At 48.4% G+C, this 20,554-nt stretch carries 17 protein-coding genes, 1 other RNA gene and 1 other annotated feature; of the genes, 16 read left to right on the top strand and 2 right to left on the bottom strand.

Annotated features, from left to right (window positions below):
• Positions 1-36 precede the first annotated feature (36 nt).
• From NYE36_RS14085 to dtd, 6 genes are all read left to right on the top strand, one after another.
• On the top strand, positions 37-534 hold the full coding sequence (locus NYE36_RS14085; RefSeq protein ID WP_012118088.1) for a cation:proton antiporter regulatory subunit: 498 nt from the start codon (positions 37-39) through the stop codon (positions 532-534).
• 63 nt (positions 535-597) lie between these two features.
• The gene (locus NYE36_RS14080; protein ID WP_072177620.1) at positions 598-924 is read left to right on the top strand and encodes a lipopolysaccharide assembly LapA domain-containing protein; all 327 of its coding nucleotides are present in this window, start codon (positions 598-600) and stop codon (positions 922-924) included.
• Positions 925-979: 55 nt separating this feature from the next.
• The gene (recJ, locus tag NYE36_RS14075; RefSeq protein ID WP_094032217.1) at positions 980-3,340 is read left to right on the top strand and encodes a single-stranded-DNA-specific exonuclease RecJ; all 2,361 of its coding nucleotides are present in this window, start codon (positions 980-982) and stop codon (positions 3,338-3,340) included.
• A gap of 5 nt (positions 3,341-3,345) precedes the next feature.
• On the top strand, positions 3,346-3,858 hold the full coding sequence (locus NYE36_RS14070) for an adenine phosphoribosyltransferase (RefSeq protein WP_003152714.1): 513 nt from the start codon (positions 3,346-3,348) through the stop codon (positions 3,856-3,858).
• 157 nt (positions 3,859-4,015) lie between these two features.
• The gene (relA, locus tag NYE36_RS14065) at positions 4,016-6,220 is read left to right on the top strand and encodes a GTP diphosphokinase (protein ID WP_003152716.1); all 2,205 of its coding nucleotides are present in this window, start codon (positions 4,016-4,018) and stop codon (positions 6,218-6,220) included.
• Between the two features lie 14 nt (positions 6,221-6,234).
• Entirely contained in the window at positions 6,235-6,678 is a 444-nt protein-coding gene (dtd, locus tag NYE36_RS14060) for a D-aminoacyl-tRNA deacylase (protein ID WP_007408194.1), read from the top strand.
• Between the two features lie 28 nt (positions 6,679-6,706).
• On the opposite strand, the gene NYE36_RS14055 is transcribed toward dtd, so the two are convergent.
• Positions 6,707-8,269, bottom strand: coding sequence for an SH3 domain-containing protein (locus NYE36_RS14055; RefSeq protein WP_032866628.1), 1,563 nt, complete (start codon positions 8,267-8,269; stop codon positions 6,707-6,709).
• A 130-nt stretch (positions 8,270-8,399) separates the two neighbouring features.
• Here NYE36_RS14055 and NYE36_RS14050 point away from each other — a divergent pair, with 130 nt between their 5' ends.
• The 5 genes from NYE36_RS14050 (at position 8,400) to NYE36_RS14030 (ending at position 13,085) form a co-directional block, all read left to right on the top strand.
• On the top strand, positions 8,400-8,570 hold the full coding sequence (locus NYE36_RS14050) for a YrzK family protein (RefSeq protein ID WP_020956141.1): 171 nt from the start codon (positions 8,400-8,402) through the stop codon (positions 8,568-8,570).
• Positions 8,571-8,630: 60 nt separating this feature from the next.
• Positions 8,631-8,863: a binding site (T-box leader), on the top strand.
• A gap of 63 nt (positions 8,864-8,926) precedes the next feature.
• Positions 8,927-10,201 carry a histidine--tRNA ligase gene (hisS, locus tag NYE36_RS14045; protein WP_012118082.1) on the top strand — a complete coding sequence of 425 codons (1,275 nt, stop codon included), beginning with the start codon at positions 8,927-8,929 and terminating at the stop codon, positions 10,199-10,201.
• Positions 10,202-10,215: 14 nt separating this feature from the next.
• A complete protein-coding gene (aspS, locus tag NYE36_RS14040; protein ID WP_020956140.1) occupies positions 10,216-11,994 on the top strand; it encodes an aspartate--tRNA ligase in 1,779 nt (592 codons plus the stop codon).
• Between the two features lie 62 nt (positions 11,995-12,056).
• Positions 12,057-12,249, top strand: a non-coding RNA gene (gene ssrS / locus NYE36_RS14035) — 6S RNA.
• Positions 12,250-12,320: 71 nt separating this feature from the next.
• A complete protein-coding gene (locus NYE36_RS14030) occupies positions 12,321-13,085 on the top strand; it encodes a tRNA threonylcarbamoyladenosine dehydratase (protein WP_015240289.1) in 765 nt (254 codons plus the stop codon).
• Between the two features lie 115 nt (positions 13,086-13,200).
• On the opposite strand, the gene NYE36_RS14025 is transcribed toward NYE36_RS14030, so the two are convergent.
• Positions 13,201-14,469, bottom strand: a complete 1,269-nt coding sequence (locus NYE36_RS14025; protein ID WP_015240288.1) for a replication-associated recombination protein A — start codon at positions 14,467-14,469, stop codon at positions 13,201-13,203.
• Positions 14,470-14,663: 194 nt separating this feature from the next.
• Here NYE36_RS14025 and cymR point away from each other — a divergent pair, with 194 nt between their 5' ends.
• Genes cymR through NYE36_RS14000 form a run of 5 tightly spaced genes read left to right on the top strand, consistent with a single transcriptional unit; the run spans position 14,664 to position 20,495 of the window.
• A complete protein-coding gene (gene cymR / locus NYE36_RS14020) occupies positions 14,664-15,080 on the top strand; it encodes a cysteine metabolism transcriptional regulator CymR (RefSeq protein WP_003152730.1) in 417 nt (138 codons plus the stop codon).
• Between the two features lie 18 nt (positions 15,081-15,098).
• Positions 15,099-16,238, top strand: a complete 1,140-nt coding sequence (locus NYE36_RS14015) for a cysteine desulfurase family protein (protein ID WP_012118078.1) — start codon at positions 15,099-15,101, stop codon at positions 16,236-16,238.
• A 36-nt stretch (positions 16,239-16,274) separates the two neighbouring features.
• Positions 16,275-17,390, top strand: coding sequence for a tRNA 2-thiouridine(34) synthase MnmA (mnmA, locus tag NYE36_RS14010; RefSeq protein ID WP_094032218.1), 1,116 nt, complete (start codon positions 16,275-16,277; stop codon positions 17,388-17,390).
• Between the two features lie 57 nt (positions 17,391-17,447).
• Positions 17,448-18,098 (top strand): tetratricopeptide repeat protein, encoded by a 651-nt coding sequence (locus tag NYE36_RS14005; RefSeq protein WP_007408203.1) that lies wholly within the window; start codon positions 17,448-17,450, stop codon positions 18,096-18,098.
• An 18-nt stretch (positions 18,099-18,116) separates the two neighbouring features.
• Positions 18,117-20,495, top strand: a complete 2,379-nt coding sequence (locus tag NYE36_RS14000) for an ATP-dependent RecD-like DNA helicase (RefSeq protein WP_061860750.1) — start codon at positions 18,117-18,119, stop codon at positions 20,493-20,495.
• Positions 20,496-20,554 lie beyond the last annotated feature (59 nt).

The following is a 20,554-nucleotide window of genomic DNA, read 5'->3' as shown; positions in this document are numbered from 1 at the left end:
TCAATCATCATTGTAAAAACATGTAGGAGGGTTCTTATGAACGTTCGTGAGTCGGAGCTTCCGGGCATCGGCCAGAAAGTAGAAGTCATTACGAAAAATCATGATAAAATCAGTATTATTCTTCATGATGACGGCAGAAAAGAGCTCTATTACTTCGATGAGAATGATCATGACGAATGCTTGGCATCCGTTGAATTTAACGACGAAGAGGCGAGGCAGATTTCCGCTATTTTAGGCGGGATGACGTATAAGCCGAAAGCGCTGGAATCTGTGGAAGTTGCGCTTGATGACCTCGTCATTGAGTGGTTTAAAGCCGAATCTCATGCACCGGCTGTCAGCCGTACAATCGGAGATTTGGAGATCAAGAAACATTACAACGTCCAGATTATTGCGATCGTAAAGAAAAACCGGCAAAAACAGCTGAGCCCCGGCATTGATACCGTAATTGAAGAAGGGGACACCCTCGTCATATCGGGAGAAAGAAGCGGACTGAAAAAGCTGGTCCGCGAGCAATTAACGGCCCGGATTTCCTGAGACCGGGGTTTACTCCCGGGGAAATGGGGGAAAAGATAAGAATGAACAATTGGGGGCAGACGCATGAATAAACAATGGACTATTATATTCGCTTTACTATTTACTTTGATTGTCGCCATCTTTGCTGTCATTAACGTGCGGGCGGTTGAGGTTGATTATCTGTTCGGAACCGCTGAATGGCCGCTGATTTTAGTCATTTTAGGCTCTGTGTTAATGGGAGCGCTGATCGTGTTTTCAGCCGGTATCTTTCAAGTGATGAAGCTGAAGCGCGAAATTAAAATGCTGCGGAAAGAAAACAGATCTGCGGCTGAATTGACGGCTGATTCGGACGGCCAAAAAACAGCCGCGCCGCCGGAAGAAATGCTTGAAGAGAAAAAAGGATCAGAATAACATTTGAAACCCCTCAGTCCGCTCTAGTATAATAGGGTGGTTGAGGGGTGAATTTATGTTAGCGTCAAAAATGCGCTGGGAAATCCAGCAGCCGGATCAGGAAAAAGTCAAATCACTCACAGAACAATTGGACATAACACCTCTTGTGGCATCACTGCTTGTAAAAAGAGGTTTTGATACTGCCGAAAGCGCAAGGCTGTTTTTACATACAAAGGATGCAGACTTTTATGACCCGTATGAATTAAAGGGAATGCGGGAAGCAGTTGATCGGATAAAAATGGCGGTTTCTCAAGGGGAACCGATTATGATTTACGGAGATTACGATGCAGACGGCGTTACAAGCACGTCGGTGATGCTGACGGCACTGAGACAGCTGTCGGCGGACGTTGACTTTTATATTCCCGACCGTTTCACAGAAGGCTACGGCCCGAATGAACAAGCTTTCCGCTCCATAAAAGAGCGGGGATTTTCGCTGATCATTACAGTGGATACGGGAATCGCCGCCGTCCATGAAGCTGAAGTCGCAAAAGAGCTGGGCTTAGACGTCATTATTACCGACCACCATGAGCCGGGACCCGAGCTTCCTGACGTATTTGCGATCATCCACCCGAAGCAGCCGGGATGCGGCTATCCGTTTAAAGAATTGGCCGGCGTCGGTGTGGCGTTTAAGCTTGCCCACGCGCTTACGGGTTCTTTGCCGGAAGCTATGCTGGACTTGGCGGCAATCGGTACGGTTGCAGATCTGGTGCCTCTTCATGATGAAAACAGATTAATTGCGTCACTCGGAATCGAAAGGCTTCGGACGACAAATCGGCCGGGCCTCAAAGCCCTGATTAAGCTTTCCGGCGGAGATATCGGACAAGCTGATGAGGAAACGATCGGATTTCAGGTCGCGCCGAGGCTCAATGCCGTCGGAAGAATAGAACAGGCCGATCCCGCCGTCCATCTGCTGATGACCGAAGATCAGTTTGAAGCGGAGGAACTGGCTTCGGATATTGACCGGCTGAATAAAGAGCGGCAGAAAATGGTGAAAACCATGACCGAAGAGGCTGTTGAAATGGTTCAGCAGCAAGGCGGAAACCCGTCTGCCATTGTAGTGGCAAAAGCCGGCTGGAATCCGGGAGTCGTCGGTATTGTCGCATCGAAGCTGGCTGAACGTTTTTACCGTCCCGCTGTTGTGCTTGGGATAGATGAGGAGCAGGGAATCGCTAAAGGGTCGGCGCGAAGCATCAGAGGCTTCAACCTGTTTACGAGCCTTTCACAGTGCAGAGACATTCTTCCTCATTTCGGCGGGCATCCGATGGCGGCAGGAATGACATTGAAGGCTGAAGATGTGGCGGAATTAAGGGACAGGCTGAATCAAATGGCTGAAGAAACCCTTACGGAAGAGGATTTTATTCCCGTTCAGGAGGTTGATCTTGTCTGCGGCGTAGAAGACATAACCGTTGAAAGCATTACAGAATTAAATATGCTGTCGCCGTTCGGCATGCTTAACCCTAAACCGCATGTGATGGTGAAAAATGCCGTGCTTGATGATGTGCGCCTGATCGGAGCGAATAAAAATCACGTGAAAATGACGGTGAAAAGTGATTCCGCCGTCCTTGACTGCGTCGGCTTTAACAAAGGAGAGCTTGAAGCCGGAGTTGTCCCCGGATCAACGATTTCCATTGTCGGCGAGATGTCCATTAATGAATGGAACAACAGAAAGAAGCCCCAGCTGATGATTAAAGACGCTGCGGTGCCGGAATGGCAGCTTTTTGATATCAGGGGCAAGCGGACGTGGGAAGACACGGTCACCGCGCTGCCGAAGGAAAAACGGGTGCTCATCAGCTTTAACGAAAAAACCGCTCAGAAGCTCCGTGCAAAAGAGCTGTCGGGCGAGCTGGCCGGGATCACATCGGAATCCGAGGCGGAAGCTCTCCAGCTTGACGGAAAATATGCCGTTTTTCTGGATGTGCCGCCGTCAGCGGATCGCCTGCAGCATTTGCTTGACGGAAAGAAGCCGGAACGGATTTATTTTGTTTTTATCAATCATGAAGAACATTTCCTGTCCTCATTTCCATCTCGAAATGACTTCAAGTGGTTTTACGCATTTCTCTTGAAAAGGGGCGCTTTTGACTTCGGCAAGCATGGTTCAGAGCTTGCGAGACACAGAGGATGGTCAATTGACACAATCAATTTCATGACAAAGGTGTTTTTTGATCTCGGTTTTGTTAAAATAGAAGATGGTGTGCTGTCTGTCGTGAGCGGCGCGAAAAAACGCGACCTGGCAGATTCGCAAACCTATCAGGTAAAACAGCAGCTGATGGAATTAGACCAGAAGCTCAATTATTCCGCAGCCTATGAGCTGAAGGAATGGCTGAATAAGCTGATGAACCAAGGTTCAGAAGCTTATGAAAGTACGAGGAGGACATAGAACAGATGGATCTTAAAAAATACGTAACAATTGTGCCCGATTACCCGAAAGAAGGCGTACAATTTAAAGATATTACGACATTGATGGACAAAGGCGACGTATACCGTTACGCCACTGACCAAATTGTTGAATATGCAAAAGAAAAAGAAATTGATTTAGTTGTCGGGCCTGAAGCGCGCGGCTTTATTATCGGCTGTCCGGTTGCATACGCTCTCGGAGTGGGCTTTGCGCCGGTTCGGAAAGAAGGAAAACTTCCGCGTGAGGTCATTAAAGTCGATTACGGTTTGGAGTACGGAAAAGACGTACTGACGATTCATAAAGATGCGATTCTGCCGGGACAGCGCGTGCTGATTACTGATGACTTGCTTGCAACAGGCGGCACGATCGAAGCAACGATTAAGCTGGTCGAAGAACTGGGCGGCGTCGTAGCCGGTATTGCGTTCTTAATCGAGCTTTCTTACCTTGACGGCAGAGACAAGCTTGACGATTACGATATTTTAACATTAATGAAATATTAACCGCATATGGAAAAAAGCACTCGTGTCAGGGTGCTTTTTTCCTATTATTTCATCATCCTGACAGATTCTTTAGGTGTTTTGAACTTCTGCCCTTTACATCTCTCGTTTTTTTCTTGATAATAAACTAATACAGTTTACATTTAAAAAAGGTGATTCCATGGCGAACGAACAAGTATTGACTGCCGAGCAAGTAATAGATAAAGCGCGCACTTATCTGCCGGAGGAGCAGATTGCGTTTGTTGAGAAAGCTTACCTGTATGCGCAAAACGCGCATCGCGAACAGTACCGCAAATCAGGTGAGCCGTACATCATTCATCCGATTCAGGTGGCGGGGATCCTCGTCGATCTGGAAATGGACCCTTCCACAATTGCGGGCGGATTTCTGCATGACGTGGTAGAGGACACGGATGTCACCCTCGACGACCTGAAGGAAGCATTTTCTGAAGAAGTGGCGATGCTTGTCGACGGCGTGACGAAGCTCGGTAAAATTAAGTATAAATCTCAAGAGGAGCAGCAGGCGGAAAACCATCGAAAAATGTTTGTCGCTATGGCTCAGGATATCAGAGTCATATTGATCAAGCTGGCGGATCGCCTTCACAATATGCGGACGTTAAAGCATCTTCCGCAGGAAAAGCAGCGGAGAATTTCAAATGAGACGCTGGAAATTTTCGCTCCGCTGGCCCATCGGCTCGGGATTTCTAAAATCAAATGGGAGCTGGAAGACACCGCTCTCCGTTATTTGAATCCTCAGCAATATTACAGAATCGTCAACCTCATGAAGAAAAAGCGCGCGGAACGCGAACTTTATGTCGAAGAGGTTGTCAATGAAGTGAAAAAACGGGTCGAAGAAGTGAATATCAAAGCGGACTTTTCAGGACGTCCGAAGCACATCTACAGCATTTACCGCAAGATGGCGCTGCAAAATAAACAGTTCAATGAAATATATGATCTGCTCGCCGTCCGTATTCTTGTCGGAAGCATTAAAGACTGCTACGCCGTCCTCGGCATAATTCATACGTGCTGGAAGCCGATGCCGGGCAGATTCAAAGATTATATTGCGATGCCTAAGCCGAATATGTATCAGTCCCTGCATACGACCGTAATCGGGCCTAAAGGCGATCCGCTGGAAGTGCAGATCAGAACATTTGAGATGCATGAGATCGCTGAATACGGGGTGGCCGCACACTGGGCATATAAAGAAGGCAAGGCTGCAAACGAAGAAGCGACATTTGAGAAAAAACTGTCCTGGTTCCGTGAAATTCTGGAATTCCAAAACGAGTCTACCGATGCGGAAGAATTTATGGAATCGCTGAAAATCGATCTGTTTTCTGACATGGTATACGTATTTACGCCAAAAGGCGATGTCATTGAACTGCCGTCAGGCTCTGTGCCGATTGATTTTTCCTACAGGATCCACTCGGAGATCGGCAACAAAACAATCGGGGCGAAAGTGAACGGAAAAATGGTGACGCTTGACCATAAGCTCCGGACGGGCGACATCGTCGAGATTCTGACGTCCAAGCATTCATACGGTCCGAGTCAAGACTGGGTCAAACTGGCGCAGACGTCCCAGGCGAAACACAAAATCCGCCAATTCTTTAAGAAACAGCGCCGTGAAGAAAACGTCGAAAAAGGCCGTGAGCTTGTCGAGAAAGAAATTAAAAATCTTGATTTTGAAGTGAAAGATGTTTTAACACTCGAAAATCTTCAAAAAGTTGCCGACAAGTTCAATTTCTCAAATGAAGAGGATATGTACGCGGCGGTCGGGTATAACGGCATTACCGCTCTTCAGGTGGCCAACAGGCTCACCGAAAAAGAACGGAAGCTGCGTGACCAGGAAGAGCAGGAAAAAATCGTTCAGGAAGTCACTTCCGAGCCGAAACATTATCCGCAAGGGAGAAAACGGGAAGCGGGTGTGCGCGTAAAAGGCATTGACAACCTTCTCGTCCGCTTGTCGAAATGCTGCAACCCGGTGCCTGGCGACCATATTGTCGGTTTTATTACAAAAGGGCGCGGTGTATCCGTTCACCGGGATGACTGTCCGAACGTCAAAACGAATGAAGCGCAGGAACGTCTGATCCCCGTTGAATGGGAGCATGAATCACAGGTTCAAAGACGCAAAGAATATAACGTTGAGATTGAGATTTTGGGATATGACCGTCTCGGACTTTTAAATGAGGTGCTCCAAGCCGTAAATGAAACGAAAACCAACATCTCCTCTGTCTCCGGCAAATCCGACCGCAATAAAGTCGCTACGATTCATATGGCGATTTTTATTCAAAACATCAATCATCTGCACAAAGTGGTCGAGCGGATTAAGCAGATCAGAGACATCTATTCAGTCCGCCGGGTAATGAACTAAAAGGAGCGCTTGCTATGAAATTAGTTGTTCAGCGTGTAACAGAAGCGAGTGTGACGGTTGACGGCGCTGTTGCCGGCCGGATCGGACCCGGCATTATGGCGCTTGTCGGCATCACTCATGAAGATACAGAAGAAGATGCCGCTTACTTGGCGGATAAAATCGTGAATCTTCGGATTTTTGATGATGAAAGCGGCAAGATGAATTTATCGCTTTTGGATACGGGCGGGGAGATTTTATCCGTTTCACAGTTTACGCTTTACGGCGAAACGAAGAAAGGGAGACGCCCGAATTTTATGAATGCGGCTAAACCGGATCAGGCTGTGCTCCTTTATGAAAAGTGGAACGAACTCCTTCGGGAAAAAGGAGTCAAAGTGGAAACCGGAATATTCGGAGCCATGATGGATGTTCAGCTGACGAATTCCGGGCCGATTACATTGATTATGGATTCTAAACAATAAAAAAAGCTGCCGTTCGGCAGCTTTTTTTTTATGATTGAAAATAATGTTCCAATCCGCTTTCAATTCCGTCTGTCACTTTTTCCTGATAAGAGCCGCTATGTATGATTGTTTCTTCTTGCGGTTGACTGAGATAGCCGAGCTCATACAGCATGGCAGGCTGTTTATTTTCCCTCAGGACGTAATAATCGCCAAACAGAACGCCGCGATCCGGGATTGAGGAACGCTTCACTACTTCAGAATGGACGTCTGAGGCAAGCTGGCGATCCTTAGACGGACTGTAATAATAAGCCGTGCTTCCCCGTGTTGACGTATCGGCATAGCTGTCATAGTGAATGCTGATAAAGGCATCCGCATTCCGGTAATGAGAGGTTGAAACCCTAGCCTGCAGGCTGATAAAAGTATCATCCTGTCTGGTGATATACACGTTTGCACCGGCCGCCCGCAATTTTTGGGCCAGCAGCTTAGCGGTTTTAATGGTTACGTTTTTCTCAAACTTTCCGGAGTAGCCGATCGTTCCGCTGTCTTTTCCTCCGTGTCCGGGATCAACGACGATCGTTTTGTTTTTAAGTGAGCCGCTGCCGCCTGACGTGTCGGGAGAAGGTGCTTCACCTGTTTCCTCACCGCTTTTTGACGTTTGTACGACCCAGTTTGCCACATATGCGGTTTGTCCGTTTTCAAGCCGGACTTCATACCATTTGCCGCTTGAGCCGACAATCGGGTAGGCTGCGCCTTTATCTGCTCTTTTTACGATAGAAGCGGAAGTCGAGGCCGAGCTCCTTAAGTTGGTGCCGCCGTAAACAATATACGCTTTTTTCGAGGAGCCTGAGCCCGCAGAACCGTCCCCCGAGCCGGATGCGCTGTCCGATGAGTCAGAATCCTTTATGATGTAGTGGCTTGCTGCCCAGCCTTTTTGCCCGTTTGCTTCAATTTTCAGCCAGCCGTGGTCTTCACTTAAGATGGAAACCTTTGTTCCGCGTGATAATTTAGTCATAATCGCTGAATCATGTGACGCTGCACTTCTGACATTCAATGAAGAAACGCCGACAGTCCCGTTTTTTGACCCGCTTCGGGCGGAAGTGGCTTTCGTATCCGATCCGCCGCTGTCCGCGGTGACGTATTCGGAAGAAACCCATCCGGTTGTGCCTTGATAAGAAATGTTCACCCATCCGCTGTTCTTGTCCAGCACGGATGCATGTGCGCCTTGCGGAAGTTTGCCGATGACTTCATATGATGTCCCCGGGCCTTTTCTGATGCGGAGGTCAGGATCGGTGGAAGTGACCGTTCCGCTTGTTGCGGATGAATGGTCTGCTCCTCCGGCTGTTTTTGATATCAGCCAGGAAACGACCCATCCGGTTTTACCGGGGCTCAGCTGAAGCTGTACCCAGTCTCCCTCTTCTTTAGCGATCGGGTATCTTTCCCCTTTTTTTACTTCAGCCTTAATTCCGTAGCTCAGGCCGGGACCGCCTCTGACATTGATCTTGTCTGTCGCGATGACCGCTTCTCCCTCTGCGGCGATTGCGGTGTGGAATGACGGAAGAAGCGCTGTGATGATGACGCCGCATAAAATAAGAGCAAGAGTTCTCTTCTTCATGGCTGTCCTCCTTTCTGAACTAACTAAAATACATTCTTGTATAATATCGTATTTTCCTTGCTGAATGTTAAATAAAAATAAAATGGTTTGTTTATACTAGTCATAAATACAGCGAAAAGGTGTGCAAATCATGAAATATCAACCAAAAATGGGACGCGCGCTGCACGATGCGGAAGGAAATCTGCACTTCAGTGATCAGAGCGATAGAGAAAAGGCGGGTTTTCTTGAAGAGACGGCGACGGAGTTCGGTCTTTTATCGAAAGATGCGGTCGCAAGGAAAAACAGACGGAATAAAACTTGACAGGGGAGTGCAATCCCATTATTATAATAGAAATTGATGTACATAAGTCATGATAACGATTTTGAACCGATAATGGAGAAGAGTAGGTCAGAATGCATGGAGAAGAGAGGAACCGTCCCGGGCTGAAAGCGGATCCGCACTGCATCTTTCTCGAAACAACACTCCGGAGGTTCCCTGCTGAACGCTTTTGCAAGTCATTAGGCAGCGGACGTGAACCTGCGTTAAAGGTCAGAGCGGGGATGCTTCGGCATTCCAACTAGGGTGGCACCACGGGTATAACTCTCGTCCCTACTATACATGTATAGTAGGAGCGGGAGTTTTTTTATTTGAAGAAAGACATTAAGGAGGCCTGTAACATGGCATATCACATTCCAAGAGGCACACAGGACATACTGCCGGGTGAATCAGACAGATGGCAGTTCGTCGAACAAATTATGAGGGAGACGTGCCGCACTTATCAATATAAAGAAATCCGTACGCCGATTTTCGAGCATACGGAATTGTTCGCAAGAGGCGTCGGTGAGTCTACAGATATCGTGCAGAAAGAAATGTACACGTTTGAAGACCGTAAAGGGAGAAGCCTGACGCTTCGGCCGGAAGGAACAGCCGCCGCAGTCCGCGCGTTCAATGAAAATAAATTATTTGCGAACCCGGTGCAGCCGACGAAGCTTTATTATGTCGGACCGATGTTCCGTTACGAACGTCCGCAGACAGGGCGTTTCCGCCAATTCTATCAATTCGGAATTGAAGCGATCGGCTCCAAAGATCCGGCCGTGGATGCAGAAGTCATTGCGCTTGCGATGAGTATTTACCGTAAAGCCGGTTTGAAACATGTCAAGCTTGTGCTGAACAGCCTTGGTGACCAGGACAGCCGCAAATCCTACCGGGAAGCGCTCGTCAAACATTTTGAACCGCGCATCGGAGAGTTTTGCTCAGACTGCCAGTCGCGTCTGCACACAAACCCGCTCAGAATTCTTGACTGCAAGAAAGACAGAGAGCATGAACTGATGAAAACGGCTCCGTCCATTCTTGATTACTTAAATGAAGAATCAGCCGCCTATTTTGAGAAAGTAAAACAATACTTAAACGATCTCGGCATCCCGTTCGAAATAGATCCGAACCTTGTCAGAGGGCTTGATTATTATAACCATACCGCTTTTGAAATTATGAGCAATGCCGAAGGATTCGGAGCGATTACAACCCTTGCCGGCGGGGGCCGCTATGACGGGCTTGTTGAACAGATCGGCGGACCTGAAGCGCCGGGTATCGGATTTGCGATGAGCATCGAACGTCTGCTGGCAGCCATTGACGCTGAGAAAACAGAGCTTCCCGTCAATCAGGGGATTGACTGCTACATCGTGACGCTCGGAGAAAAAGCGAAGGATTATTCCGTTTCCCTCGTGTACAAACTGAGAGAAGCGGGCATCTCAAGTGAAATCGATTATGAAAATAAAAAGATGAAGGGCCAATTTAAAACAGCTGACCGTCTCGGCGCACGTTTTATTGCGATTTTAGGGGAAGATGAGCTTGCCCAAAATAAAATCAATGTAAAAGATGCGGAAACAGGAGAGCAGCGTGAAGTGGTGTTAGACGAGCTGATACAAGTGTTAAAGGCAGATCAAAAGCAGTGAAGGAGAGGAACGCTATGTTTGGAAGAACATATTATTGTGGTGAGATAACTGAAAAAGCGATTGGCGAAACCGTCAAACTGAAAGGGTGGGTGCAGAAGCGGCGCGATCTCGGCGGCTTGATTTTCATTGATTTGCGCGACCGCTCGGGTATTGTGCAAGTTGTGTTCAACCCTGACGTATCGAAGGAAGCCCTTGCCGCAGCGGAAGCAATCAGAAACGAATATGTGCTTGATATCGAAGGCACGGTTTCTGCCCGTGAAGAAGGCACGGTGAATCCCAACCTGAAAACCGGTAAAATTGAAATCAAAGCTGAAGCGGTGACGGTGCTCAGTACGGCGAAAACGCCTCCGTTTCCGATCAGTGACCAGGCGGCTGAGGTTTCTGAAGACGTCCGGTTAAAACACCGCTATTTGGATTTGCGCCGCCCGGCGATGTTTCAAACATTGCAAATGCGCCATCAAGTCACAAAATCTATCCGCCATTTCTTGGATGAAAACGGATTTCTTGATATTGAAACACCGATTTTAACAAAAAGCTCTCCCGAAGGCGCCCGTGATTACTTAGTGCCGAGCCGGGTGCATGAAGGAGAATTTTACGCCCTTCCGCAATCGCCGCAGATTTTTAAACAGCTTCTGATGGTGTCGGGCTTTGAACGGTATTATCAAGTGGCCCGCTGCTTCCGCGATGAAGACTTGCGTGCCGACCGCCAGCCGGAATTTACGCAGATTGATATCGAAATGTCCTTTATGAGTCAAGAGGACATCATGGCTCTGGCGGAAGAGATGATGGCGAAAGTCATGCTTGAAACAAAAGGTGTTGAAGTACCGCTGCCGCTTCCGCGAATGACATATGAAGAAGCGATGAACAGCTACGGTTCCGACAAGCCTGACACCCGCTTCGGCATGCTGCTGACGGACGTGTCAGACATAGTGAAAGATACTGAATTTAAGGTGTTCTCATCAGCCGTGGCAAACGGCGGCGTTGTAAAAGCGATCAATGTCAAAGGCGCTGCCGGCGACTATTCCAGAAAAGATATCGATGCGCTCGGCGTTTTTGCCGGAAATTACGGCGCGAAAGGTCTCGCTTGGGTGAAAGTTGAAGCTGACGGCGTAAAAGGCCCGATTGCGAAATTCTTTGATGAAGAGAAGCAGGCAAAACTGGCTGAAGCGCTTGATGCTTCTGAAGGCGATCTGCTCCTGTTCGGCGCTGATAAGTTTGAGGTTGTGGCTCAATCCCTCGGCGCGCTTCGCTTAAAGCTCGGCAAAGAACGCGGCCTGATTGACGAAAGCCTCTTCAACTTCCTGTGGGTTGTGGACTGGCCGTTACTGGAGCATGACGAGGAAGAAGGCCGTTTCTATGCGGCTCACCATCCGTTTACAATGCCTGTCCGTGAAGATCTTGACCTGATTGAAACGGCGCCTGAAGATATGAAAGCGCAGGCTTACGACCTTGTCTTAAACGGCTATGAACTCGGCGGAGGCTCAATCCGTATTTTTGAAAAAGACGTTCAGGAAAAAATGTTCGGGCTTCTCGGCTTTACAAAAGAAGAAGCGGAGGAGGAGTTCGGATACCTTCTGGAAGCCTTTGAATACGGCGCCCCTCCGCACGGCGGAATCGCGCTCGGCTTAGACCGGTTGGTTATGCTTCTTGCAGGCCGCACAAACTTAAGAGATACGATCGCTTTCCCGAAAACGGCAAGCGCAAGCTGCCTTCTTACGGAAGCGCCCGGCGAAGTGAGCGACGCCCAGCTTGAAGAACTTCACCTTTCTGTCAAAAGAAAAGTGAAACAGTAAAGATCAGCAGTTTGTTTCTTGAAAATCAAAATCTGCTGTGATATGATTTTGACAAGTTAAATAAAGTCCTGATGTGTTAGTTGTACACCTAGTTTTGACCGAACATTTTTTTGATTTGGGAGCCCGCATTTTTAAATGGCGTACATGCCTCTTTTCATTCGCTAAAGAGGACTTACAAGATTTAAAAAAGGGCACCCACCTGCTGAGAGCGGGTTCAAAACGAAGGAAAGCTGCAACGGCACAATTGGGACTTTATTTTTTGTGCGCTAAAACCAGCGGCTTTTTGACAAGCCGAGTTTATAAAACCAGAATGTGGAGTGAGGTTCTTGTTACATCAGTTTTCCAGAAATGAGCTAGCGATTGGAAAAGAAGGGCTGGACACGTTAAAAAACAGCACGGTGGCCGTTCTCGGCGTCGGCGGAGTCGGTTCATTCGCAGCCGAAGCATTGGCGAGGTCCGGAGTGGGGCGGATCGTGCTTGTCGATAAAGATGATGTTGACATTACAAACGTAAACCGCCAGCTGCATGCGCTCTTGTCGACGGTGGGACAGCCGAAAACAGACTTGATGAAAGCGCGGATCGCGGATATTAATCCGGATTGCGATGTCGTCGCCTTAAAAATGTTTTATACGGAAGAGACGTATGAGCAGTTCTTTGAGCATCCGCTCGATTACGTCATTGACGCGTCGGATACGATTCATTATAAAATTCATCTGATGAAAGAATGTCTGAAACGGAATGTTCCGCTGATTTCAAGCATGGGAGCGGCGAATAAAACAGACCCGACACGCTTTCAGATTGCTGATATTTCAAAAACCCATACCGATCCGATTGCCAAAGTCGTCCGCACAAGGCTTCGTAAAGAGGGCATTAAAAAAGGCGTACAGGTCATTTTTTCTGATGAAAGCCCGATCGTCATCCGTGAAGACGTCAGAAAAGAAGTCGGGAATGATGAAGCGAAAATCCGCAAAGCGCAAATGCCGCCGTCTTCCAACGCCTGGGTTCCGTCAGTGGCCGGTCTGATTATGGGCGGACATGTAGTCATGGAGCTCTTAAAGGACATCGACATTAAACGGGTTAAAGATAAATAAAAAGAAAAACAGCCTTCTTCAGGAAAGGCTGTTTTTTTATTTGAATCCGCCGTTTACACGAAAGATTTTGGCCGGTATCAAAAAAGACAAGAACACATAGGGTGTCCTTGTCCGGTTATTTTTTCTGCTTCATCAGTTTTTCATACACTTGCTTTATGGCGGCTTCAAATTTTCCCGTTTGTTTCGGTTTATAGTATTGCTTGTTTTTTAACGGATCAGGTAAATATTGCTGTTCGACCCATCCGTTCTCGAAATCATGAGGATATTGATAGCCGATCCCGCGTCCGAGCTCTTGGGCCCCTTTATAGTGGGCGTCTTTTAAATGTTTCGGCACATCGCCGATTTTACCCGTCCTGATGTCTTTGAGCGCCTCATCAACGGCTGAGATGGCGGAGTTTGATTTTGGCGAGAGGCATAATTCGATTACCGCATTGGCCAGCGGAATTCTCGCTTCCGGAAAGCCGATCCGTTCTGCGGTCTGAATCGCGCTCAGCACCCGGGGGCCTGCCTGCGGGCTTGCGAGGCCGATATCTTCATAGGCGATCACGAGAAGCCTTCTTGATATGCTTTCAAGGTCGCCGGCTTCGATCAGACGGGCCAGATAATGAAGGGCGGCGTTTGCGTCCGAGCCTCGGATCGATTTTTGGAAGGCGGATAAGACGTCATAATGCGCATCGCCGTTTTTATCATGAGTATAGCTTTTTTTCTGCAGACATTCTTCCGCCGTCTCCCGTGTAATCCGGATCGTGCCGTCGCTTGATTCCTTTGTGGAGAGCACGGCAAGCTCAAGTGCGTTCAAAGCGGAGCGGACGTCTCCTCCGCACCCTTGCGCGAAATGATCCATCGCGTCGTCGTCCACCGAAACGCTGTAGGAACCGAGCCCCCGGTGTTCATCTGTGAGCGCTCTTTCCAATGCCTGCTTGATCAGATCGGGTGTTAACGGTTCGAGCTCAAATATCTGGGTCCGGCTTCTGATGGCCGGATTAATGGCATGATAAGGATTGGCGGTCGTCGCGCCGATTAAAATAATCATGCCGTTTTCTAAATAGGGCAGCAGAAAATCCTGCTTTCCCTTATCAAGCCTGTGCACTTCGTCAAGGATTAAAATGACCTGGCCTGACATTTTCGCTTCCTGTACGACAATCTCCATGTCTTTTTTATTATGAATGACGGCATTCAATTTTCTGAATGCGATGCTTGTCGATCCTGCGATCGCTGTGGCGATGGACGTTTTTCCGATGCCCGGCGGTCCGTACAGGATCATGGATGATAAGTGCTTTGCACGCACCATTCTGCCGATGATTTTATCTTCTTTGACCAAATGTTCCTGGCCGATAATGTCTTCGATATTGGCAGGCCGCATCCGATACGCCAATGGTTTCATGAACATCTCTCCTTACATATACAGGGTAACGGAAAATGGACGATTAGAAAAGCGAATTGCGGCGGGCCCCGTGTTTCAATGAAAATTAGGATAAGTTATGTTATAATAACAGTTGGTCTATAAGATACTAAACAGATTATTCATATCCATTTACTTGTATAAATTAACAATTAGAATTGACTGGGGTGTTCATATTGAAAATATCGACAAAGGGAAGATACGGGCTCACCATTATGATTGAATTGGCGAAAAAGCACGGAGACGGTCCGACGTCGCTCAAAAGCATCGCCCAAACAAACAGCCTTTCTGAGCATTACTTGGAACAGCTTGTATCACCGCTGAGAAACGCCGGACTCGTAAAAAGCATCAGAGGCGCTTACGGGGGTTACGTGCTCGGGGGCCAGCCTGAAGAGATAACGGCCGGAGATATTATCAGAGTGCTGGAAGGGCCGATCAGCCCGGTAGAAGTGCTTGAGGATGAAGAGCCTGCCAAGCGGGAGTTATGGATCCGCATCCGCGACGCTGTAAAAGACGTGCTGGACAGCACGACGTTAGAAGACCTTGCGAGCTACACGGACGGCGAGCAGGAAGCTTATATGTTCTATATTTAAACCAGAGGTGTACAGACAATGGAACGGATTTATTTAGATCACGCCGCGACTTCCCCGATGGATGAGCGTGTGCTCGAAGAGATGAAGCCCCATTTCTTCGGCAGTTTCGGCAACCCGTCAAGCATTCATTCATTCGGGAGAGAATCCCGGAAATGGGTCGATGAAGCGAGAGCGGACATCGCGCGCGAAATCAGTGCGAAAGAACAGGAAATTATTTTCACAAGCGGCGGCACGGAGGCTGATAATTTAGCGATTTTCGGAACGGCTGCCGCCCGGAAGAATGAAGGAAAGCATATCATTACGACCGCTATTGAGCATCATGCTGTATTGCACGCCTGCGAAAAGCTGGAAGAAGACGGCTTTGAGGTGACATACCTCATCCCCGGCCCTTCAGGACGGATCAGTGCAAATCAGGTGAAAGAAGCGCTCCGTGATGATACAATCCTTGTTACCGTCATGTATGGCAATAACGAAGTCGGTACCATTCAGCCGATTGACGAAATCGGAGAGCTGTTAAGCGGGCATCAGGCCTATTTTCACACAGATGCCGTCCAGGCATTCGGTTATATGCCGATTGACGTGAAAAAAAGCAGAATTGACATGCTGTCTGTTTCCGGTCACAAGCTTAACGGGCCTAAAGGGACAGGCTTTTTATATGTAAATCAAGAGGTGAAGCTGTCACCGATTCTTCTCGGGGGAGAGCAGGAACGAAAGCGCCGCGCGGGGACGGAAAATGTACCGGGCATCGCCGGCTTAAAAGAAGCGGTCGTCCTTTCAAACCGTGAGAGGGAAGAGAAAACAGCGAAGTATAAGGAGTTTAAGAACATTATCATGAGCACGCTGGAAAAATCCGGCGTCACAGCGGAGGTGAACGGAGATGCCGAGAAATGCCTGCCTCATATTTTAAACCTTTACTTTCCCGGTGTGCCGGTGGAAGCGCTGCTGGTCAATCTTGACATGGAAGGCGTTGCCGTCTCCAGCGGATCTGCTTGTACGGCAGGATCCGTTCTTCCGTCCCATGTGCTTACGGCCATGTTCGGAAGTGAGAGCGGCAGGTTGACTTCGTCAATCCGCCTCAGCTTCGGCCTCGGCAATACGGCGGAACAAATCGAAACAGCCGCCGAAAAGCTTGCCGCCGTCGTTAAACGGCTTGCTTAAAACGGCGGACTTACGTTTTTAATGGAGTGAATGCAAATGGAAAAACGGCCGGAGGATACAAGAGTCGTAGTCGGCATGTCCGGCGGCGTGGACTCTTCCGTGGCGGCCCTTCTGCTGAAGGAGCAGGGCTACGATGTAATCGGAATCTTTATGAAAAACTGGGATGATACGGACGAAAACGGTTTTTGCACGGCGACGGAAGATTATGAAGACGTCATCCGGGTCTGCAACCAGATCGGAATTCCGTATTATGCCGTCAATTTTGAGAAGCAATATTGGGAAAAGGTATTTCAATATTTCCTTGATGAATATAAAGCCGGAAGAACCCCCAATCCGGATGTCATGTGCAATAAAGAAATTAAGTTTAAGGCTTTCTTGGATCATGCTCTGTCACTCGGCGCGGATTATCTTGCGACGGGCCATTACGCCCGCGTGGACAGAAGCGCAGGTACAGTGCGCATGCTCCGCGGTCTGGATGAAAACAAGGACCAGACTTATTTTCTGAATCAGCTCAATCAGGAACAGCTCAGCAAAGTCATGTTCCCGATCGGTGATCTGCAAAAAAGCCGCGTGCGGGAAATCGCCAAAGAAGCGAAACTTGCGACAGCTGCGAAAAAAGACAGCACGGGAATCTGCTTTATCGGCGAACGCAACTTCAAAACGTTTCTCAGCCAATATCTCCCCGCTCAGCCGGGCGATATGATGACAATGGACGGAGAAGTAAAAGGGCGTCATGACGGACTGATGTATTATACAATCGGACAGCGCCACGGTCTTGGAATCGGCGGAAGCGGCGAGCCGTGGTTCGCCGTCGGTAAAGATCTTGAAAAAAACATTCTGTATGTTGATCAAGGATTCCATAATCCGCTTCTGTATTCTGATAAGATCACGGCGACAAATGTCAGCTGGACGCGTTCCGGTCTGATGGACGGCGGCGAAATGACATGCACGGCGAAATTCCGCTACCGTCAGGAAGATCACAAAGTAACGGTGAAAATGACGGGTGATGATGAAGCGGAAGTCATTTTTGACGGGCAGGTACGCGCCGTTACGCCGGGACAAGCCGTCGTTTTTTATGACGGAGAAGAGTGCCTCGGCGGCGGAACGATAGATGACGTTTATAAAGACGGAACAAAACTGTGGTACGTATAACACATGTAAAAAACCTCAACTCGCATGTTGGGGTTTTTTAGCGAAAGGAAGTTAAAAATGGATTATAATAAAATCGGGATTGACGCCATGCAGGAGGGCGATTTTGAAAAAGCGGCAGAGGCTTTTACGAAAGCGATTGAGGAAAACGGCCAAGATCCGGTGCCGTATATCAACTTCGCAAATCTGCTTTCTTCTGTGAACGAACTCGAACGGGCGCTTGCATTCTATAACAGAGCGCTTGAATTGGACAATTCGGCGGCAGCCGCTTATTACGGTGCGGGAAACGTATATGTGATGAAAGAATCGTTTTCCGAAGCGAAGGATATGTTTGAAAAAGCGCTTCGCTCCGGAATGGAAAACGGAGATTTGTTTTATATGCTGGGGACCGTTCTCGTTAAATTAGAGCGGCCGAAGCTTGCACTGCCATATTTGCAGCGTGCCGTTGAATTAAATGAAAATGACACGGAAGCACGCTTCCAGTTCGGAATGTGCCTCGCAAACGAAGAAATGCTGGATGAAGCTCTGGCGCAGTTTGAGACGGTGATCGAGCAGGACCCAAGCCACGCGGACGCATTTTATAATGCCGGGGTCGCTTACGCGTACAAAGAAAATCGTGAAAAGGCGCTTGAGATGCTGGAAGGCGCAATCGGCATACAGCCTGATCATATGCTTGCGCTTCATGCGAAACAGCTTATCACCCAGTCATAACAAAAGGAGGGAAGGCTCGTGGATCAGCTGAACATCGAAGAACAGCCGTATGTAAAAGGCGTCATTCATACGGTCATTTATCATAATGACACCAACCTGTATACAGTGCTGAAAGTCAAGGTTGCAGAAACGTCTGAGGCGATCGAAGACAAGGTCGTATCCGTAACGGGCTACTTCCCTCTGCTGCAAGAAGATGAGACCTACACATTTTACGGAAAAACCGCCACGCATCCTAAGTTCGGCCTGCAATTTCAGGCTGAACACTTTAAAAAAGAAATTCCGACCACAAAAGAAGGGATCATTCACTATTTATCAAGTGATCTGTTTGAAGGAATCGGAAAAAAAACGGCGGAAGAAATCGTCAAAAAGCTCGGAGACGGCGCGCTCAATAAAATTCTGACGGATGCATCGGTGCTTTACGATGTGCCGAAAATGTCGAAAAAGAAAGCGGATAAGCTTGCCGGAGAGCTGCAGCGGCATCAGGGGCTTGAGCAGATTATGATCTCTCTGAACCAATACGGTTTCGGGCCCCAGCTATCCATGAAAATATATCAGGCCTACGAAACGGAAACACTGGAGAAAATTCAGGAAAATCCTTATCAGCTTGTAAAAGACGTTGAAGGCATCGGCTTTGTGAAAGCTGACGAGCTGGGCGGAAAAATGGGTCTGTCAGGAAACCACCCGGAGCGGATCAAAGCGGCTATCTTATATACAATTGAATCGACCTGTCTTTCAGAGGGCCATACGTACATAGAAACAAAGCAGCTGATAATCAATACGCAAACGCTCCTGAATCAGTCAGCTGAAGGCGGCCGCGTCACGGAAATGGATGCGGCTGACGGCATCATCGCCCTCGGGGAGAGTAAGGATATCGTCATAGAAGGAGAACGCTGCTATTTTCCGTCCTTGTATTACGCCGAACAAAATGTCGCAAAACGCGTTCTCGACATTGCGGCTCAGACGGAGTATGCCGATCAATTTCCTGAATCGGAATTTCTGCTTGCACTCGGTGAACTGGAAGAACGGATGAATGTTCAATACGCACCAAGCCAAAAGGATGCCATTCAAAAAGCGCTGTCTTCACCGATGCTTTTACTGACCGGAGGACCTGGGACGGGGAAAACGACCGTTATTAAAGGAATCGTGGAATTATACAGTGAACTGCACGGAGTATCGCTTGACCCCGGTGATTATAAAAAAGACGAGACGTTCCCGGTGCTGCTTGCCGCGCCGACGGGAAGAGCCGCAAAACGGATGAGCGAATCTACGGGTCTCCCGGCTGTTACGATACACAGGCTGCTCGGCTGGAATGGCGCTGAAGGCTTTACCTACAATGAAGATCAGCCGATAGAAGGGAAACTGATCATTATAGACGAAGCGAGTATGCTCGATATCTGGCTCGCCAGCCATTTGTTTAAGGCGCTTCCTAAGCACATTCAGCTCATTGTCGTCGGTGATGAAGACCAGCTTCCTTCAGTAGGACCGGGACAGGTGCTCAGAGACCTTTTGGCTTCTGAGGTGCTGCCGACCGTGCGCCTGACAGATATTTACCGTCAGGCTGAAGGATCATCCATTGTGGAACTTGCGCATGATATGAAAAAAGGACTGCTTCCAAAGGGGCTGACCGCGCCGACAAAGGACCGCTCATTTATCCGCTGTAATTCTTCACAGATTAAAGAAGTCGTAGATCAGGTCGTCTCGAACGCGTTAAAAAAGGGGTATACCTCCAGGGATATTCAAGTGCTGGCCCCGATGTACAGGGGAAAAGCGGGAATTAACGAGCTGAATATGCTTCTTCAAGACATCATGAATCCGCCGAAAGAAAAAAGGCGGGAGCTGAAATTCGGTGATGTCGTCTACAGGACGGGCGATAAAATATTACAGCTTGTCAACCAGCCGGAAAACAATGTGTTTAACGGCGATATCGGCGAAATCGTATCCATTTTTTATGCCAAAGAAAATACGGAAAAAGAAGACATGGTCGTCGTCTCGTTTGACGGCAATGAAATCACCTTTACGAAAAAGGATTTCAGCCAGTTTACCCACGCGTACTGCTGTTCCATTCATAAGTCGCAGGGGAGCGAATTCCCGATTGTCGTCCTGCCTGTCGTCAAAGGCTACTATCGAATGCTCAGGAGAAATCTGCTTTATACCGCCATAACAAGGGCGAAAAAATTTCTGATTCTTTGCGGAGAAGAAGAAGCGCTTGAATGGGGCGTCAAAAACAATGATGCCACCGTCAGACAGACGTCGCTTAGAAACAGGCTCACAGAGCAGACTGAAGAGATGGATGCAGAACTGGCCGCCCTGCAAAAAGAGCTGCCGTTCAGTGTATATGATGCGAACATCGGAATGGAAGGCATCACGCCGTTTGACTTTATGGAAGAAAAAGCGTAAATAAAACCCGGAGTATAAACATGCGCCGGGTTTTCGCCTGTGGAAGTCATTTCAAAGTA

The sequence above is a fragment of the Bacillus sp. FSL R5-0593 genome (genome assembly GCF_038603755.1).
Lineage (GTDB): Bacteria > Bacillota > Bacilli > Bacillales > Bacillaceae > Bacillus > Bacillus velezensis.
This window is presented reverse-complemented; position numbering and strand designations above follow the sequence as displayed.

Coding starts and splice junctions, on each gene's coding strand:
- NYE36_RS14085 (WP_012118088.1), top strand. CDS start 37: ATGAACGTTCGTGAGTCGGAGCTTCCGGGCATCGGCCAGAAAGTAGAA.
- NYE36_RS14080 (WP_072177620.1), top strand. CDS start 598: ATGAATAAACAATGGACTATTATATTCGCTTTACTATTTACTTTGATT.
- recJ (WP_094032217.1), top strand. CDS start 980: ATGTTAGCGTCAAAAATGCGCTGGGAAATCCAGCAGCCGGATCAGGAA.
- NYE36_RS14070 (WP_003152714.1), top strand. CDS start 3,346: ATGGATCTTAAAAAATACGTAACAATTGTGCCCGATTACCCGAAAGAA.
- relA (WP_003152716.1), top strand. CDS start 4,016: ATGGCGAACGAACAAGTATTGACTGCCGAGCAAGTAATAGATAAAGCG.
- dtd (WP_007408194.1), top strand. CDS start 6,235: ATGAAATTAGTTGTTCAGCGTGTAACAGAAGCGAGTGTGACGGTTGAC.
- NYE36_RS14055 (WP_032866628.1), bottom strand. CDS start 8,269: ATGAAGAAGAGAACTCTTGCTCTTATTTTATGCGGCGTCATCATCACA.
- NYE36_RS14050 (WP_020956141.1), top strand. CDS start 8,400: ATGAAATATCAACCAAAAATGGGACGCGCGCTGCACGATGCGGAAGGA.
- hisS (WP_012118082.1), top strand. CDS start 8,927: ATGGCATATCACATTCCAAGAGGCACACAGGACATACTGCCGGGTGAA.
- aspS (WP_020956140.1), top strand. CDS start 10,216: ATGTTTGGAAGAACATATTATTGTGGTGAGATAACTGAAAAAGCGATT.
- NYE36_RS14025 (WP_015240288.1), bottom strand. CDS start 14,469: ATGAAACCATTGGCGTATCGGATGCGGCCTGCCAATATCGAAGACATT.
- NYE36_RS14015 (WP_012118078.1), top strand. CDS start 15,099: ATGGAACGGATTTATTTAGATCACGCCGCGACTTCCCCGATGGATGAG.
- mnmA (WP_094032218.1), top strand. CDS start 16,275: ATGGAAAAACGGCCGGAGGATACAAGAGTCGTAGTCGGCATGTCCGGC.
- NYE36_RS14005 (WP_007408203.1), top strand. CDS start 17,448: ATGGATTATAATAAAATCGGGATTGACGCCATGCAGGAGGGCGATTTT.